Annotated in this window: 14 protein-coding genes; 4 read left to right on the top strand and 10 right to left on the bottom strand. The window is 64.0% G+C overall.

The annotated features are described in order from the left end of the window. Positions 1–432 precede the first annotated feature (432 nt). Positions 433–2247, bottom strand: coding sequence for a transglutaminase domain-containing protein (locus PX52LOC_RS02120; RefSeq protein WP_168218761.1), 1815 nt, complete (start codon positions 2245–2247; stop codon positions 433–435). Positions 2248–2600: 353 nt separating this feature from the next. Between PX52LOC_RS02120 and PX52LOC_RS02115 the strand changes: the two genes are divergently transcribed. Then, the gene (locus PX52LOC_RS02115) at positions 2601–3236 is read left to right on the top strand and encodes a hypothetical protein (protein WP_246173634.1); all 636 of its coding nucleotides are present in this window, start codon (positions 2601–2603) and stop codon (positions 3234–3236) included. A gap of 220 nt (positions 3237–3456) precedes the next feature. Here PX52LOC_RS02115 and PX52LOC_RS02110 read toward each other — a convergent pair whose 3' ends face one another. The 5 genes from PX52LOC_RS02110 to PX52LOC_RS02090 form a co-directional block, all read right to left on the bottom strand. Further along, positions 3457–4212 (bottom strand): sulfite exporter TauE/SafE family protein, encoded by a 756-nt coding sequence (locus tag PX52LOC_RS02110; RefSeq protein WP_149108530.1) that lies wholly within the window; start codon positions 4210–4212, stop codon positions 3457–3459. 34 nt (positions 4213–4246) lie between these two features. Then, complete coding sequence (locus PX52LOC_RS02105; protein ID WP_149108529.1) at positions 4247–4693, bottom strand: NfeD family protein; 447 nt, start codon at positions 4691–4693, stop codon at positions 4247–4249. A 13-nt stretch (positions 4694–4706) separates the two neighbouring features. After that, the gene (locus tag PX52LOC_RS02100) at positions 4707–5876 is read right to left on the bottom strand and encodes a hypothetical protein (protein WP_149108528.1); all 1170 of its coding nucleotides are present in this window, start codon (positions 5874–5876) and stop codon (positions 4707–4709) included. 64 nt (positions 5877–5940) lie between these two features. Then, complete coding sequence (locus PX52LOC_RS02095) at positions 5941–6672, bottom strand: class I SAM-dependent methyltransferase (RefSeq protein ID WP_149108527.1); 732 nt, start codon at positions 6670–6672, stop codon at positions 5941–5943. A 134-nt stretch (positions 6673–6806) separates the two neighbouring features. After that, complete coding sequence (locus PX52LOC_RS02090) at positions 6807–8516, bottom strand: DEAD/DEAH box helicase (RefSeq protein ID WP_149108526.1); 1710 nt, start codon at positions 8514–8516, stop codon at positions 6807–6809. 176 nt (positions 8517–8692) lie between these two features. Here PX52LOC_RS02090 and PX52LOC_RS02085 point away from each other — a divergent pair, with 176 nt between their 5' ends. After that, the gene (locus PX52LOC_RS02085) at positions 8693–8992 is read left to right on the top strand and encodes a hypothetical protein (protein WP_149108525.1); all 300 of its coding nucleotides are present in this window, start codon (positions 8693–8695) and stop codon (positions 8990–8992) included. A 72-nt stretch (positions 8993–9064) separates the two neighbouring features. On the opposite strand, the gene recD2 is transcribed toward PX52LOC_RS02085, so the two are convergent. Continuing rightward, positions 9065–11278, bottom strand: a complete 2214-nt coding sequence (gene recD2 / locus PX52LOC_RS02080; RefSeq protein ID WP_149108524.1) for an SF1B family DNA helicase RecD2 — start codon at positions 11276–11278, stop codon at positions 9065–9067. A 94-nt stretch (positions 11279–11372) separates the two neighbouring features. Between recD2 and PX52LOC_RS02075 the strand changes: the two genes are divergently transcribed. Further along, complete coding sequence (locus tag PX52LOC_RS02075) at positions 11373–12983, top strand: hypothetical protein (RefSeq protein ID WP_149108523.1); 1611 nt, start codon at positions 11373–11375, stop codon at positions 12981–12983. A gap of 18 nt (positions 12984–13001) precedes the next feature. Here the strand turns inward: PX52LOC_RS02075 and PX52LOC_RS02070 are convergent, their stop codons facing one another. From PX52LOC_RS02070 to PX52LOC_RS02060, 3 genes are read right to left on the bottom strand one after another with little or no spacing between them, the layout of a single operon-like run. Next, complete coding sequence (locus PX52LOC_RS02070) at positions 13002–13409, bottom strand: HNH endonuclease (protein ID WP_149108522.1); 408 nt, start codon at positions 13407–13409, stop codon at positions 13002–13004. Further along, positions 13402–13692, bottom strand: a complete 291-nt coding sequence (locus PX52LOC_RS02065; RefSeq protein WP_149108521.1) for a hypothetical protein — start codon at positions 13690–13692, stop codon at positions 13402–13404. The genes PX52LOC_RS02070 and PX52LOC_RS02065 overlap by 8 nt, the downstream gene beginning before the upstream one ends. 54 nt (positions 13693–13746) lie before the next feature. Beyond that, a complete protein-coding gene (locus PX52LOC_RS02060) occupies positions 13747–15195 on the bottom strand; it encodes an MFS transporter (protein WP_246173633.1) in 1449 nt (482 codons plus the stop codon). 157 nt (positions 15196–15352) lie between these two features. Here PX52LOC_RS02060 and PX52LOC_RS02055 point away from each other — a divergent pair, with 157 nt between their 5' ends. After that, positions 15353–15988, top strand: coding sequence for a 3-keto-disaccharide hydrolase (locus PX52LOC_RS02055; RefSeq protein ID WP_149108520.1), 636 nt, complete (start codon positions 15353–15355; stop codon positions 15986–15988). The last annotated feature ends 39 nt before the right edge of the window (positions 15989–16027 follow it).

The following is a 16027-nucleotide window of genomic DNA, read 5'->3' as shown; positions in this document are numbered from 1 at the left end:
AAAACCGGTGCGGGGTTCGAGAGGGATGGGCAATGGTGCCGTCTATTGCAATTGAAAGGCCACAAGCTGTGAATCTTCAGAACAGAAGTGGCTATTTAAGCTGACGCGGGAATGATCGTGTACGAATTGCCGACATCGAGACGAACATCATAGTTGCGGGAAACGCCGGAAGACTGAATCTTCAGGCAATTCGATGAGAACAAAATGAGGAAGACATTTTCCCCAGGTGTGTCGTCTTTCGGACTCTCCTCGCGGAAAAGATCAGACCGGATGCGGAAAGTATTGGCGAAGGAACAGCAAATTGCCCACTGCTCAGGCATTCGCCGTGGTCTGTCTAACCGGCGATCGAATGCCCTCAGTGCAGAACCCGTTCCACCAATTCTGTTCGAACAATGCGGGTTCGAGCGGGCGAACCCGCGAGACGTCTGGCACTCATCGCTCTGACACGCTCACCACGTCCACCTTCGGCGAAGACATCAGTACGCGCAGCACGGGCAGCAGCGGGGCGAAGGTGCGCTCGCCGTGCCAGTGGGCGTCGGTGATCTTGATGTGACCCGGTCCCACTGAGCCTTTGCCGAGCGTTGCGTCGAGGGCAACCCAGTCGCCAGCGACGTACACTTCGAACCACATGTGGTACGCCAGGAACGGTTTGCCGCCTTGAGCGGGAGCGTAAACGAGGCCGAGGGCCGTGCGACTGGGGATGCCGTTCGCCCGGCACATCGCGGCCGACAGCATTGCGTATTCGGTGCAGTCGCCGGATAGCGTCTTCGCCACCTGGCCAGCCGTCGCCATTGCCTGACTGAACTCGACGGCCTTCATGTTGTTGTGGACCCATCTTTCGATGGCCTTCGCCTTCTGCCATTCGCTCGCGCCGGCGGGTAGGCCGGCCACGGCCGCGGCGGCGTGCCGCTTCACGTTCGCATCCTGCCAGTCCACGAAGAAACTGCTGCCGAGGTACTCTTCGCCCGCGGGCTTGGCCGCGCCAGCCGGCATCGGCCGCGGCTCGCGCACGGCCGTCACGTGCAGGTCGAATACCTTCGTCTTCGGGTCGAAGTTCTTCACCGTCTGCCGGGCGTCCTGAGGGATCATCGTTTCCGGTTCGGGTTCTTCCTCAGTGCGGATGCGGTAGACCACCCCGGCCTTCTCGTGGATGTTCGGCACGTCCTTGTCCAACCGGATCGACTGCACGTCGAACAAGTCGGGCACGGTCGTCGGGGTCTTCAGGGCCGCCTCTTTCGTGGTGCGGACGATGATGAGTCGGCCGCCGAGGCTGGGCATGTCTTGATCCGTGCGCATCGGCTCGAACGTCTCGGCGTCCACCCACACCGTCGCCGGCGGCACGCGGAAGACGACTTTGCCGTCCTTGTCTTTCAGTGGGTGCAGCGTCGTCGTCAGTCGCAGCATCGGCGTCGGCTTCTGGCCGTGGACGAGCGCGATCGTCTCCAGGGCCTTCACGTCAACGGTGACCTTCATCACGCGGTTCAGCCGGCCTTCGTACATCAGGTAATCGAAGGTGTCGCCCGCCTTCGGCTTCTTGTCTTTGTAGAGCGTCGCTTCCTTCGCAATGCCGAGCGCGCCGTCGGGCCACGCGACTTCCTCGGCCTTGCTCACGACCCCTTCGGCTTGCGTCTTCAGGATGCCGTCCGTGATCCTGCCCGTGAGAATGAGCTTCTGTTGTGGCCCGAGGGCCAGTTCCATCCGCGTCGTCAGCACTTGTCCTTCCGGCGTTTCCAGCGTGGCGTCTTCCGTCGATTGCTCCGTCATCTGGCCGAAGCGTTTGAGCGTCATGCGGTGCTCGCGCGTGGCGTACAGGTAGGTCTTGCCGTTGGCCTCGCGCTCGCGGACGAGTGTGTGAAAGTAGCCGACCTTGTAGCCCTTCAGGTATGCAGCGTCCCACGTTTCGAGAAGCAACTTGCCCTTTGCGGGGTCGCCCTTCGGTTCGGGCTTCGGGTCGTCCACCGGCTTCGGGTTCGAAATCGGAATCGGCTCGCCGTAGGGCCGCGGCGTTACCTTCTCGGTTTTCGGTTTCGGCTTCGGGTCGTCCGCGATGAGGCGTTCCGGCTTGATCCCGGAGCCGTTCGGGCGGATCACGATAAAGCCGGGCTTCTCCGGCGACGGCGTGACTTCGGGCGGCGGGGGAGTTGGGGACGTGCCCTTCGGCCGGATGACGATGTTGCCACCGGGGTCTTCCGCGGACGTGATTGCCGCGAACGAAATCAAACACGCGAAGGCTACCCAGTTTCGCACGGTGAACGTCTCCCGGATGAATCCGTCCGTCATTATCGGGCGTAACGCTTACGGGGCTTCAGGCGTTAGTGGCCCGGTCGGTCGGCGCGGTCCCGTATTTGCAAGCTTAATCGGGCGGTCCCGTTGATCGGTCGGACGCCGATTTTCGGCAAAATCCATCCTACCAGCTTTCCCCGCGAATTTTCCCGCGGTCGGGGATTCTGTGACCTAGAATTCTTCGCCTGGAACCACCCTGGGACGGAAACAGCGGGTAGGATTCGACGAGTTCTGCACGTGATCGGCCTCCTCGACAACGCACCAGTGTCAGTCCTCTCCCGCCCGGCCCAGGGTTTCCGAGTCGAGAGGTAACGCCTGTGAATTCCGATTTGCTCTCCCGCCACCTGCGGGTCAAGACCTACGGCGACTTCACCCTCACCGATGCCGTGCGGCCGTCGCTCGAAGTTCCCGTGCGGCCCCGCCAAGGCTACCGCGTCGAGGTCTTCCGCGATCGCGAGTCGAGCGTTCGGCTGCCGATGCTGTTCGCGGCCGTGTCTGCCGAGCAACTGTTCGACGTGTTCCTGGAACTGATCGAACCGCTCGGCGAGACTGTGCACGTCGTTCTGGAAAGCAGCCACAACCAGCGGGGCGGCGACCACCAAGACTACCGCCGTAACCACATCGACGCGCCGGTGTTAGCGAGCCACTTCTACGACTTCGAAGACCTGCTGCTCAACGACGGTTGCACCGGCGTCGCGGTCCTCAGCTCGAAGGGGCCGATGGAAGTGCAGTTCGACGAGCACAAGCTGTTCACCATTTACGCGCCGAACTTGAAACCGTTTCAACGGGTGCTGAAGTCGATGGGCGTCCGCCGTCGGCAGATTTTACCGATGATTAGCGAAGCCGAGCACCTGCACTACACGAACGAGAATTACGCCGAGCAATTCGAACAACTAGCGATGCGTCTCGGCGTCGCCGACTTCGAGAGCGTCCTGAGCGACGAGAGTTTCTGATCGCGCGACGCACACCGGATCTCGTCTTCAGCCCCGGAGCGGCGACAGTTGTTAGCCAGGGGCGTAAGCCCCTGGTAAGACAGTCATACACGCAAGCCCCGGAGGGGCGGCAGATTCTGCCGCCCCTCCGGGGCTGAAATCATTTTTGACGACATCCAGGGGCTTGCGCCCCTGGCTAACAACTGTCGCCGCTCCGCGGCTGAGAGCCAAACGGACACCATCATTTGCCGAACGATTCCATCGTCTGTTGGATCAGTTTGACAACGGCCACCAGCAACGCCACGCCGAGCAACTTCCGCAGCACTCCTGTCTCGAACTTCCGCGCGCCGAAGTAACTGCCGATCAGCCCGCCGACACCGGCAACGGCCACCCAGACCGGGTTGACCTCCGGCAGTCCGTTGCCGTTCGAGTAATTGCCCGCCAGCCCGGTCAGCGAGTTCCCCAAGATAAACGCCGCGGAGACGCCAGCCGCCGCCTTCGTATCGGCCCATCGGAAGAACAAGAGCAACGGCGTCAAGAACACGCCGCCGCCCGTGCCGGTCAACCCGGCCAACAACCCGACCCCCGCCCCGGTGACGATGGCCACCGGGATCGCGGGCGGCTTCGTGTCCCCCTTGACCGGGGTGCCGCGGATCATCAGCCGCACGGCCGCCACCAACAGCACCAAAGCAACCACCAAGCGATAGCCGTAGTCCGGCAGTTTGACCGCCCCGCCGAAGAACGCGAACGGCATCGACCCGACGAGGAACGGCCAGAGAATTCGCCACGAGAAGTGCCCGGCCCGCGCGAACTGAAAGACGGTGATCGATGCGACGAAGATGTTCAGCGTCAGTGCCGTCGGCTTGGCCACCGACTGTTGCAAGTTGAAGAAGGTCATCACCGCGAGGTAGCCCGACGCCCCGGCATGGCCGACGGACGAGTACAGGGCCGCGACGACGAAGATGAGGGCGACGAGCAGTAGTTCTTCGGGTGACATGGAGGAGATTGTAGGAGCGTTGGCCTGTCATCAATCAAGGTAATAAGCCGCCGAAGAAGTACAAGAACGGGATGGCGCCCAAGTCGAGGATGAACCCGAGCAGAAGGCCTTCAAGGCCGTAGGCGAATCCCCCGACGATCGGAAAGATGGCGGCCAGGATGATGATGAACGCGATTTGAACGCGGTTCTCCCACCGCTCTTGCTTCCACCGTTTTTCCGCGTCTTCGGCGTTCGGTATCGCGTGAGAAGTTAGGGACGTCCCGAACCCCGTGAGCGATTCCGGCCGGGGCACTTCCCCGACCGCACGGACCAGCAGCCCGAATCGATCAACTCCGATCACGACCACGATCCCGCCAGCCTCGACTGACACTACCATGCCGGGGGCCAGTTTCGCCTCGAACCGCTCGCCCTCGACTTCGACAAAGCCGGTCGGCCGCAGCGGGGTGACCGCGCGGCCGCTCGTGCCAATCGTCACCGGCATCGGGCTGCCCCCGTCAGTTGAAGTAGATCATGTACATCCCGCTCAGCGGCGCGTCGAAAATCTGCGCCGCCCCCAAGAGGACGTTCGTGTCCGCGCACTCGCCCTTTCGCAAATACTTCGCGTCGATTCCCAGGCCGATGATCTTGTGGAAGTTGATCGCCGCCGGCGGGTCGTCGAGCACAGCCTTGAGGTCCAGGTCTTTGCCGTCCGTATTCAGGTACGGCGAGATCTGAATGAGTTTCTTCCCTTCGAGCACGCCCTCCAACTCGGCCAGGAATGCCAGCCAGCGATCGATCATCTCGTCGCGGACGGGCAGGCCGATGACACTCTTCTGCTTGGGGTTCGGCAGCCACTCGTCGTCGTCGTCGGTCTCGGAGCGGATGAACCGCCACGCCTCGCGGTTCAACTTCGCCACTTGCAGCCAGTGCCCACGGAGGTGGGCGAGGCGGGCCGGTTCGGCGAAGCGGATGGTGAGGTTTTCCAGGATCGGCTTACTTCCGCCCGCCGGTCGAGGTTTGACGTTCGGGAACACGCCGTGGCGGTCCGCGTAGAAGTCGGCCTCGAAATCGACCGCCAAGATCAAGTCCGCGGCTCCCATCGTCAGGTGACAGTACGACCGCAGCCAGGCCACGTCACCGCGGTCGAAGCCGACGCGGAATTCTGGATTCTTCTTCAGGAACTCGGGCGACGCCCCCCACGCCGACCGCATCAGGTCGAGGAACCGATGCGTCGGCCGGCCGTCGCCGTCGAGATCGAGCTTGATCGGCGCCAGCCGCAGGGGCAACTTCACACGGTCATCGGTGATATTCGCCAGCGTCGCTTCGGTCTTTTCGAGGTCGCGGCGGAAGTCGTCGATCAGCGTGCGGAACTTCTGGTACGTGATCGCGTTCGGCTGCGGGTTCTTCGGCACCGGCAAACGTAGGAAGGGCAGGGACGAGGAATCGGACTTCGCCCCGTACTCGTAGAGCGATTGGCCGAGTCGTTCGACGCCGCGGACGAGTTGGATCAGGCCGAGGCCGAAGCGGAGTTGATCGTCCGACGGGTGGGCCTTCAACTCTCGCTCGATTGCTTGCTCACCGACGGCGAGTTGCCCGCTGTGCAGGTACTTCTCCGCAAGCGGCGGGTCGGCCGCGGCAACCGGGAGGGCAAACGTGAGGACGACCGCGAGGAGTGAGAATCGCATGGAAGGGCCTCCGATGTGAGTTGCGGAGGGGATACCCCGACGGCAGCGCCGGGGTTTCAGAGCGTTACTTCTTCGCCTTCTTCTCGAACAGGATGATGTGCTGCCACGGCAGGCTCTTGTCCGTCTTCTGGTGGCTCATCTCGGGGAATTGTTCCATCTCCAGCGTCACTTGGCGTTCCGTCATCTTGTGGACCAGCTTGATCGGCACCTTCGGGTCTTCCAGACGGAACTCCACGAACGCGATCCGGCCGCCGGGCTTGAGGGCGGCGATCATCTTCTCGGTCATCTCGTAAGGGTGTGAGAACTCGTGATACACGTCCACGAGGATGATGAGATCGACCGTGCCGGCCGGCAGTTTCGGGTCGGTCTCGGTGCTCAGGACCGTCTCGACGTTGGCGAGCTTCTTCTCCTTCGCCCGTTTCTCGACGAGGTCGATCATCTCCTTCTGAATGTCGACCGCGAGCACTTTGCCCTTCTCGCCGACCAGCGGGGCCATGCGGAGTGTGTGGAAGCCGCTGCCGGCCCCGATGTCGGCGATCACCATGCCGGGCTTGATGTCCAACGCCTTCAGCAACTTCGCCGGGTCTTCTTCCTTCTCGCGCTCCGGGCGGTCCAGCCAACCGGCCGCCTGATGGCCCATGACGTGGGCGATCTCGCGGTTGAGGTAGAACTTGCCGATGCCGTCGGGGTCGTGGTCGGCCCGGGTTTCGTACCGCGGCTTTGCTTTCGGATCGTCGGCCGCGAGGGGAAGGAGAACGGCGAGGAGGCAGAAAATGGAGATGCCGAACGGTCGCATCGGGTGGCCCTCGGAGGTGATGTGAGTGTATCGCGACCGGCCTGCCTTTGGAACCCAGAGCGGCAGCGACGGGGTGTGGGACATTCTCCCACACCCCGTCGCTGCCGCTCTGGGTTCCAAAAAAATCTGGAGCACTACCGCCGGGCGCCGACCGGGTCGCGGTCGCGGCGGACGCCGACCTTGCGGCCCTTGATGCGGCTGTCGTTCAGCGTCTCGATCACGTAGTCGGAGGCTTCTTCGACCACGTCCACCAGCGAGTAGCGTTCGCCGATCTCGATGGCCCCGATGTCACGGCTGCTCAGGCCGGCCTCGTTGGCGATGGCCCCGACCAGGTCTCGCGGCGTCACCCCGGCGTCGCGGCCGAGGCTGAAGAACAGCCGGGCCATGCCGTGCCGCTGCGGGCGGCGGTTGTTCGGCGGCGGGCCGTCGTTGAACTGCCCGGGTCGGCCCATCGGCCGCGACGGCGGCAACAGTTGCCGGATCGCCACGTCGGGAATTTCCTGCTCTTCTTCCACCGGCCGGCCTTGGTGGTGGGCCAGGTGAAGGGCGGCGAGGACGATGGCGGTGGCGTCGTGGCCCTTCGAGAGTTTCTCCAGCATCGGCTTGAACTCGTCCGCGTCGCCGGCCTCGATGGTTTCGACGATCCGCTCCATCGTCCGCTCGAGTTGGCGGGCCTTCAACTGGGCGACGGTCGGCACTTTCGCGAGCTGAATCGGCTGCGTCGTGAGGCGTTCGATCGCCTTCAGCGCGTGCTGTTCGCGGGCGTCGATCAGGGTGAGGACGACGCCTTCCCGCCCGGCCCGGCCAACGCGACCGCTGCGGTGGACGTACACCTCCGGCGACTCCGGCAGGTGGTAGTTGACGACGTGCGACAGGTGGCTGATGTCCAGCCCCCGCGCGGCCACGTCGGTCGCCACCAGGATCGACAGCGTTTCGTCGCGGAACAGCTTCATCACGCGGTCGCGCTGGAGTTGCTCCATGCCACCGTGCAGGGCGGCCGCTTGATAGCCGCGCTCGATGAGCTGCCGGGTCAGGTCTTCAGTCTCGCCGCGGGTCTTGCAGAAGACGATCGCGGAGGTCGGGTTCTCCATGCCGAGGATGCGGGCGAGCGTGGCCGGCTTGAAGCCGCGGGGCACGACGCACGCCGTCTGCCGCACCTTCGGCTTCTCGCCGTCGGCCGTCTTCGCCTTCGCCACGGTGATGCGGACCGGGTTGCGGAGGAACTTCTCGGTGATGCGGGCGATGCGCGGCGGCATCGTCGCCGAGAACAAGAGCGTTTGGCGTTCCGGCGGCAGGCTGGCGAGGATCGTTTCGATCTCGTCGGCGAAGCCCATGTCGAACATTTCATCCGCTTCGTCGAGGATGACGGCGGAGATGGTCCGGTGCGGGAACGTGCCCTTCCGCATGTGGTCGGCCAACCGCCCCGGCGTGGCGACGACGACATCGACGCCCCGCTTCAGGGCGCGAATTTGTTCGCCGTAACCTTCGCCGCCGTAGATGGCGATGGCTTGCAGGCCGATCGACTTGCCGTACTTGCGGAACGCCTCGGCGACCTGGATCGCGAGTTCCCGCGTCGGCACGAGGACGAGCGCGGCGGCGTCTTGCTTGGCCGCCTTCGCTTCGGCGAGGCGGTGCAGCACCGGCAGCGCGAACGCCGCCGTCTTGCCCGTGCCGGTTCCCGCCTGACCGACGAGGTCTTTGCCGTCGCGGACGTGCGGGATCGCCTGTTCTTGGATCGGTGAAGGTTGTTTGTAGTTCAGGGTTTCGAGAGCCGACAACAGACGTGCATCGAGGCCCAAGGCGGCGAACCCAGTTGCCGGGATCGCGGTCATCTCATCAGACATTAAAAAAGCCTTCCCGCCGGTGGTAAACACCGGAATCGCGAGGTAGTGCGTAAGCCTGTGACCGGCTCGACGCAACACGCGCACGATTCCCCGGCTAAAGGCAACAGTAACGACAGTATACGGAGAAGAGAGGTTCGCGGTGGAGAAAATGCGGAAAACGAACCCGGAGGACAACCATGCTCGGCGACATCACCAGTCTGCGATTGCTCTGGATCAAGTTCGCCCTGTTCATTTTCCTCGGCCTGTTCGCCGTCACACTGGCACTATTGCTGTTCCCGGACGTGAAGCTCGCCGTGCTGATGGCCGTCGCCATTTGGGCCTTCTGCCGGGCGTACTACTTCACGTTCTACGTGGTCGAGAAGTACGCCGATCCATCGTTCAAGTTTGCCGGCCTGGGGTCGTTCCTGCGGTATGCTCTCATGAAGAGAAAACGGAACGCGGATGACGCGGACTCCGGCGCGGATAAACGCGGATAAAACCAAATCCAAATCCGATCTGATCCCGCGGTATCCGCGTCTTCCGATCCTGCGTCATCCGCGTTCCGTTTTTTATTCTCCAACCTGCAGTCGCCACTTCAGCAGGCTGAACCGCATCGCCGTTTCGGCCTTCGTGACAGCCAGCCACAGGGCCTTGCGACTGCCCACCAGCACGACGAGTTTCCGGCCGCGGGTGATGCCGGTGTAGAGCAGGTTGCGTTGCAGCATCACGAAGTGTTGCGTGTGGACCGGAATGATGACGGCCGGGTACTCGCTCCCCTGCGACTTGTGGATGCTGATAGCGAAGGCCAGCGAGAGTTCGTCGAGTTCGTTGAACTCGTACTCGACCGGGCGGCCGTCGAACTCGACGGTCAGAATCTGGTCGATCTCGTCGAGGCCGATCACGCGGCCGATGTCGCCGTTGAAGACTTCGCGCTGGTAGTTGTTGCGCGTCTGAATGACCTTGTCGCCGACGCGGTACGTCGTGCCGAAGCGTTGCACTTCCTTGCCGCCGCCGGGGTTGAGGGCGTCTTGCAAGAGGCGGTTGAGGTTCTGCACGCCGAGTTCGGACTTGTTCATCGGCGACAGGATTTGCACGTCGCGGAACGGGTCGAGGCCGAACTTCGCCGGGATGCGGTCCTTCACCATCGCCAGGATGCGGGCGGTGATCGTGGCCGGGTCGTCGGCGTCGATGTAGAAGAAGTCGCCGTCGCCGCGGGGGGCGGACTCCGGTTGCTCGCCGTGGTTGACGGCGTGGGCGGCCCGCACGATGTAACTCGACCCGGCCTGCCTATGAATCTCGGTGAGGCGGGCGACGGCCACGACGCCGGAGTCGATCAGGTCCGCGAGGACGCTGCCGGCCCCGACGCTCGGCAGTTGGTCGCGGTCGCCGACGAACACCACGCACGCCCACGGCGACACCGCGGAAAGCAGGCGGTTCATCAGGATCACGTCCACCATCGACACTTCGTCGATGACGAGCAAGTCCACGTCGAGCGGGTTCTCGCGGCCGCGGCGGAAGCCGTTGATGCCGGGGTCGTATTCGAGCAGACGGTGGATCGTCTTCGCCTCGCGGCCGGTCGATTCACCGAGGCGCTTCGCGGCTCGCCCCGTGGGGGCGGCGAGCAATACCCGCTGTTGCTTCGCCGCGAACATTTCGAGGATCGCCCGCACGATGGTCGTCTTGCCGGTCCCGGGACCACCGGTGACGACGAGCAGCTTTTTCGTGAGGGCCGCCCAGATGGCATCGCGCTGCGAGTCGGCGAGCGTAATGCTCATGCGCGATTCGACCCACGCGAGGGCGTTGTCCGTCTCGGTGGCCGGCAATGGGTGCGGGCCGCTGCGCAGGGCGTTGATCTGCCGGGCGACGCCGAGTTCCGCGAGGAAGAGCGGCTTGAGGTAGAGCAGCGTCTCGGCGAGCGGTTGGCCGTCTTCAATCGGCACGCGGACGACGTTGCCGCCGCTGGCTTGCAGGATCGAATCGCGCACGATCTCGTCCGCGATCCGCAGTTGCTCGACGGCACTCTCCACCTGCTCGCTAGTCGCCTGCGTCAGCGCCATCGTCTCTTCCCGAACGATCTCTTCCGGCAGGCCGACGTGCCCCTTCGAGGTGGACCCTTCGCTCAAAACGTGCCGCACGGCCGCCTGAATGCGCTGCGGGGCGTCGCGCGGGATGCCGAGTTTCAGGGCCAACTCGTCGGCGGTGCGGAAGCCGAAACCCCAGATGTCTTCGCTGAGCCGGTACGGGTTCTCTTGAACCAGCTTCACCGCGTTCTCGCCGTAGGCTTTGTAGATGCGGACGGCGCGGGCGGTGCCGATGCCGTGCGACATGAGGAAGGCCATGATGCCGCGGACGGCCCCGGATTCCTTCCAGCCCTCGCGGATGAGCTGGATGCGCTTCGGACCGATCCCTTTCACCTGCGTGAGAAAGCTCGGCGACTGGTCGATCACGTCCAGCGTTTTCTCGCCGAACGCCTCGACGATCTTCCGGGCGTACTTCGGGCCGATGCCCTTCACAAGCCCGGACCCGAGGTACTTGGCGATCCCTTCCGCGGTGTGAGGCGGCGTACCCTTGAGTTCGCTGGATTTGAACTGTTGGCCGTGCGAGCGGTCGAGAACCCAGTCGCCGCTGGCGTTGACGTACTCGCCGGCGATGGCCTGCGGCATGTGGCCGACGACGGTCACGAGGTCGCGGTGCCCCGCCGCCCGCACGCGGAGGACGCAGTAGCCGTTTTCCAGGTTGTGGAACGTGACGCGCTCGATGACGCCACTGAGGGTGTCGGGCATAGTTGGGGGAAGGTTGCGGCTCCGGGTCGTTCATTCGACAATACCCGATCGGCGGCCAATTTCCACTTCGGTAGTCGGGTAATATCACACTGTCATGCCCCTCCCCATGCGAATTGTGCTGCACGTTGTTGCCGCCCTGGCCGGCGCGTACATGGTGTTCGCCCCGACGATCGACCGCGGCTTCGCCGTCGTGCAGACCGACCCCGGCGACACCGCCCTCAACCACTACCTGCTCGAACACACCTGGCGGTGGGCGTCCGATTCGACGTACCGACACGCGCTCTGGTCGCCGCCGTTCTACCACCCGCAACCGATGGTGCTCGCCTACTCGGAGAACCTGTTCGGCGTGGCCCCGGTCTTTTGGCTGTTGCGGCTGGGCCTGTCGAGTGCCGTCGCGTTCCAGGTCTGGATGATGGTGCTGTCGGTGCTGAACTACGTCGCGATGGTCCTGGTCCTGCGACTGTTGCCCGTACGGCACGGCGAACGCCTGCCAGTTGTGATGGTCGCGCTCGGAGGCTTCCTGTGGGCCTACGGTTTGCCGCAACACGTCATCATCGACCACCCGCAACTCATCGGGCGGTTTTGGATGCCGCCGGCCGCGTACTTCGCCTGGCGATTCGCCGTGGCCCCCCGCGGCCGATGGCTGGGCCTAGCCCTGCTCGCGACCTACCTCCAGGTTCTGACCTGCATCAATTCGGGCTGGCTCCTGACCCTCGGCCTCGGGGTGTACATCCCAGTGATGGTCTGGGCAAACGGCACGTGGCCAGACGTCCGCGCGTTCCTCCGTCACCGGTGGAAGACCGTCGCCGGGTGCGGCGGACTGTGGGGCGCCGCGGTGCTATCGCTGGTGGCCCCGTACCTGGTGGCGAACGTCGGCCAGCACCGCGACTACGGCGAGTGCATCCAGTTCCTGCCGAGCTTCTCCTCGTTGCTGGCCGGCCCGGAGGGGTCGTGGTGGTACACGGCACTGTTCCATGTCCGTGACTACGTCGGATCGGAGACCCGCTTCTTCAGCGGAGTCGGGTTCTACGCTCTGCTCGTTGCGGCGGTCTGGTTCGTGCGGGCGCACCGGCACGACGTGAAGATACAGTCGGCCCAGCGGTTCGTCACGGCGGGGGCAATTTCGGCAGTCGTACTGTTCCTGGCGACGGTGGACTTCGGCGAAGGGATTTCGCTGTGGTGGTTCCTCCGACTGCTGCCGGGCGGGCTGGCGATCCGCGCGGTCGGGCGGGTGGAGATGATTTTCCACCTGTTCCTCATCCCGGCCGCCCTGATCGGATTCACCCTGTGGGTTCAGAATCGGTGGCCGGAGGGCCGCGTGCGGCAGGCGGTGTTGGCCCTGGCGGCGGCGGTCGTGGTCTTCGAGCAGACCGGGTACGAGAGCATTTTCTACAAGCGGGGTGACGTGTACGGTAAGGCCGAGCGGGTGGCCGGGCTGGTCGCGGGGACCGATGCGTTTTACCTCGCCCCGCTGCCCAGCGACAACCCGCTCTACCCGTCGGTGATCGCCATGTGGGCGGGCCTGTCCGCGGACGTACCGACCGTCAACGGCTACTCCGGTCGCCTCCCGCCCGGCTATCCGGAGTTACAGCAGCTGACCGACGAAGAGGTGATCGTATGGCTCGGCCCGAACTTCCACGGCAAGGTGCGGATCGTCGATCTGGACGCCGAGCCGTGGGACGTGCGGGACTACGTGCTGCCGTGAAGGTGGGGGTTCGGTGAGTCAACCGGGGAACAAGCCTTCCTCGATCAGTTCCTCTCGCAAAAGGACCAGCAATGGTTCATTCATGGCGAGCACGTCCACGGTGACTCGCCCGATCGCCGTCCGGCCCACAATGCGGGGGCCGAGGAGCGAGAAGTGATATCCCCAACTGTGGTGCCGGGGGTGGAACAACCGCACGATTTTGGCACGAGCAGCCACGCGATCCAGGCCGGTGAGATTCGGCCCTTTGCGCTTATTGCAGTGCAAGCAGGCGAAGGCGAGATTGCCGAGGGCATCCGTCCCACCGTGCTGCCGGGCCACGACATGTTCGATCTCGAACGGCAGCCGAACGTGCCGCTCGGGGAGCAGACAGTACTCGCACCGGAAGCCGGCCCGTTCACGAACGAACCGGGCCGTCGCTTCATCCACGGACGGAACCGGGCTTCGTCGGTTTCAGTAATTTCCGGGCCCGTGATTGTAAGACCGAAAGCAGCAGGCCGACCCGAACGTAAGTCTCCAGTTCCCGCCCCTCGAGTTCGTCGAGTTGGCCGCCTCGGTTCTTCGCGGACAGTTCCTGCATTCGCGATTCGTCCTCGGCGGACCAGTCCAGTTTCAGAAGGTGGCGGGCCAACGTTGGTGTGAGTTTCTGCCGTTCCCAGAGGCGCAGAAACAAGTCGGCGTCGGTCAATGATGCGGCCGTCTTGGTCGCCATGTCATCCCCCCGTGAACGCTTCCAACTTATCACGGCCGCCGAAGAATCACCACGTCACGCCGATTCGTCCGGCGGGTTCGGCAGGAAGAACGACGCTAGGAACGCGATCAGGTACACGGTCCCGCCGATGACGGCGGCGGCCGTCGCCACTTGCACCGGCGGCGAGCCGGCGAACTGCTTCGACAGGAATTCCGTGTTCAGCGTGGCCGCCATCGTGCCGATCATCCGGCCGCCGACGTTCGTCGCGAACCCGCCACCGGTGCCGCGGAGGTGGACCGGGAACACCCGCGGCAGGAACTCGCTGAGGTAACTGAACTGCGCGACCGTTAGCAACCCGCAGAAGAAGATCGCGGCGGCGAACAGCGTGTACTCCTGTTCGCGGACGAAGAGGTACGTCACCGGCAATAGCACAATGCCGGGGACTAGGAACAGCCGAAGAAGGGTCCGGCTCGGGACGAAAACGAGCAGCACCGCCAGGATAATTCGGCCGACCAGTCCGCCGACTTCCTGCCACCGTTGGATGTTGCCGCGGCGGGCCTTCACGTCTTCGCCCAGGGCCTTCCGCATCGCCCCGACTTCTTTCTTTTGCTCCGGCGTCACGGCCTCTTTATCGGCTTTGGCCACCTCGGCCGAGCGGGCCGCGAGATCGGGCAGCCCCGGGACGATGCCGAGGGGCGTCATCTGGAGGGCTCCGAACGCGGCCGCGTACCCGCACCCCGAGAGGATGGCCGTCACCAGGGTCGTCCGCCGCAGTTGTGGGGTGAACAGTTCGCCCAAGCTCGGCCGCTTCAGCGTGCCTTCGAGCTTCCGCTTCCTCCAGGCGAACGACTCCGGAACGAACGGCAATAGCAGCAAGATCATCGCTCCCGGAATTAGGCCGGTCAGCAGTGTGTACCGCCACGCGGCCGGGGTGACGGGGAAGCCGGAAATGCCTTCGGGGTGTTCCTTCAAATACTCGACGATGAGGGTGTACACTTCCGTCACTAGGATGCCGCCGAGCGAGGCCATCGCGAGCGTCCAGCCGATGACGATTTCGCGGGTCCGCTTCTCGTGGAACAGTTCCGCTAGCCACGTCACCGCCGCCACCAACTCGACGCACACGCCGATGAACGTCGTGCAGCGGAAGAGGATCAACTGCCAGAGTTCGCTGCTGTACGCGGCGGCCACCGGCGAGAGCGAGTAGATGAAGATACTCGCCACCATGATCGTCTTGCGGCCGAGGCGGTCGATGAGCCAGCCGCCGATCAACCCGCACGCCCCGCCGGCCAGGGCCGCGATCCAGAGCATCCGCCCGGACCAGAGTTGGACGGTGCCGATCTCCGGCGGCGTGAGCTGCTGGAACGCCTTGTGGAAGACCAGCTCCGAGATCGCGTCCGAGCCGATCACCGGGAACATCAGCAGTTCGTAGGTGTCGAAGAGGAAGCCGATCGCGGCGACGATCACGACCAGGGCTTTGACGATCGGCGACAGACCGGCGTGGAGGGCCGGGGTGGGGGTGGTCACTGCGGAAGTCTCCGAGGTGCGGACGGTAGGCGGGTAGCGTGAGGGTAGGGGTTCACATTCCGGGCGGCAACCCGTTGAAATCCGCCGGCCGGTTCATCAGGATACTCTTGCCGCCCCGCGCGGGCGGTTCCCACCCATCTCACGGAGTTCCCGGCGTATGAAGCTCTCCCACCTATTCCTGGCCGCGGTCGCCACCCTTACAGCGTCCGCCGTGCGGGCCGACGACACCGCGGATTTCCTCAACCCCGACAACTGGCACGGCCGCACCGACATTTGGACGATCAAGGACGGCACGATCGTCGGCGAGACGAAGGAAGACCCGAAGTACAACACCTTCCTCGTCAGCAAGAAGATGTACTCGGACTTCGAGATGACGTGTAAGATCGAACTCCGTGACGCAATCGGCAACAGCGGCATTCAGATCCGCAGCAAACTCACCGACGAGAAGTTGTTCAAGGTCGCCGGCCCGCAGGTGGACGTCGGCAAGGGGTATTGGGGCAGCCTGTACGGCGAGGGCGTCGGCGGCATGATGGAGGCGTCGAAGAAGGAAGACATCGAGAAGGCGGTGAAGGAAAAGGAGTGGAACGAGTACCACATCGTCGCGAAGGGCACGCACATCACCATCAAGGTCAACGGCACGACGATGGTGGACAAGGACTTCCCGAAGTTGCCCGGCAAGGAGAAGGACAAGGACGCCCCGAAGGACGGGATTATCGCGTTCCAGTGTCACGCCGGGTACCCAAAGATGAGAGTCGAGTTCAAGGACATCAAGTTCACGAATCTGGCGAAGTAGTCGATTTTCGCCGCGAGTTCACGGGGACTCGCGGTTAAG

Source organism: Limnoglobus roseus (assembly GCF_008254045.1).
Classification (GTDB): Bacteria; Planctomycetota; Planctomycetia; order Gemmatales; family Gemmataceae; genus Limnoglobus; species Limnoglobus roseus.
Note: the sequence above shows the minus strand (reverse complement) of the source record. Positions and strands in the feature narration are given on the sequence as shown.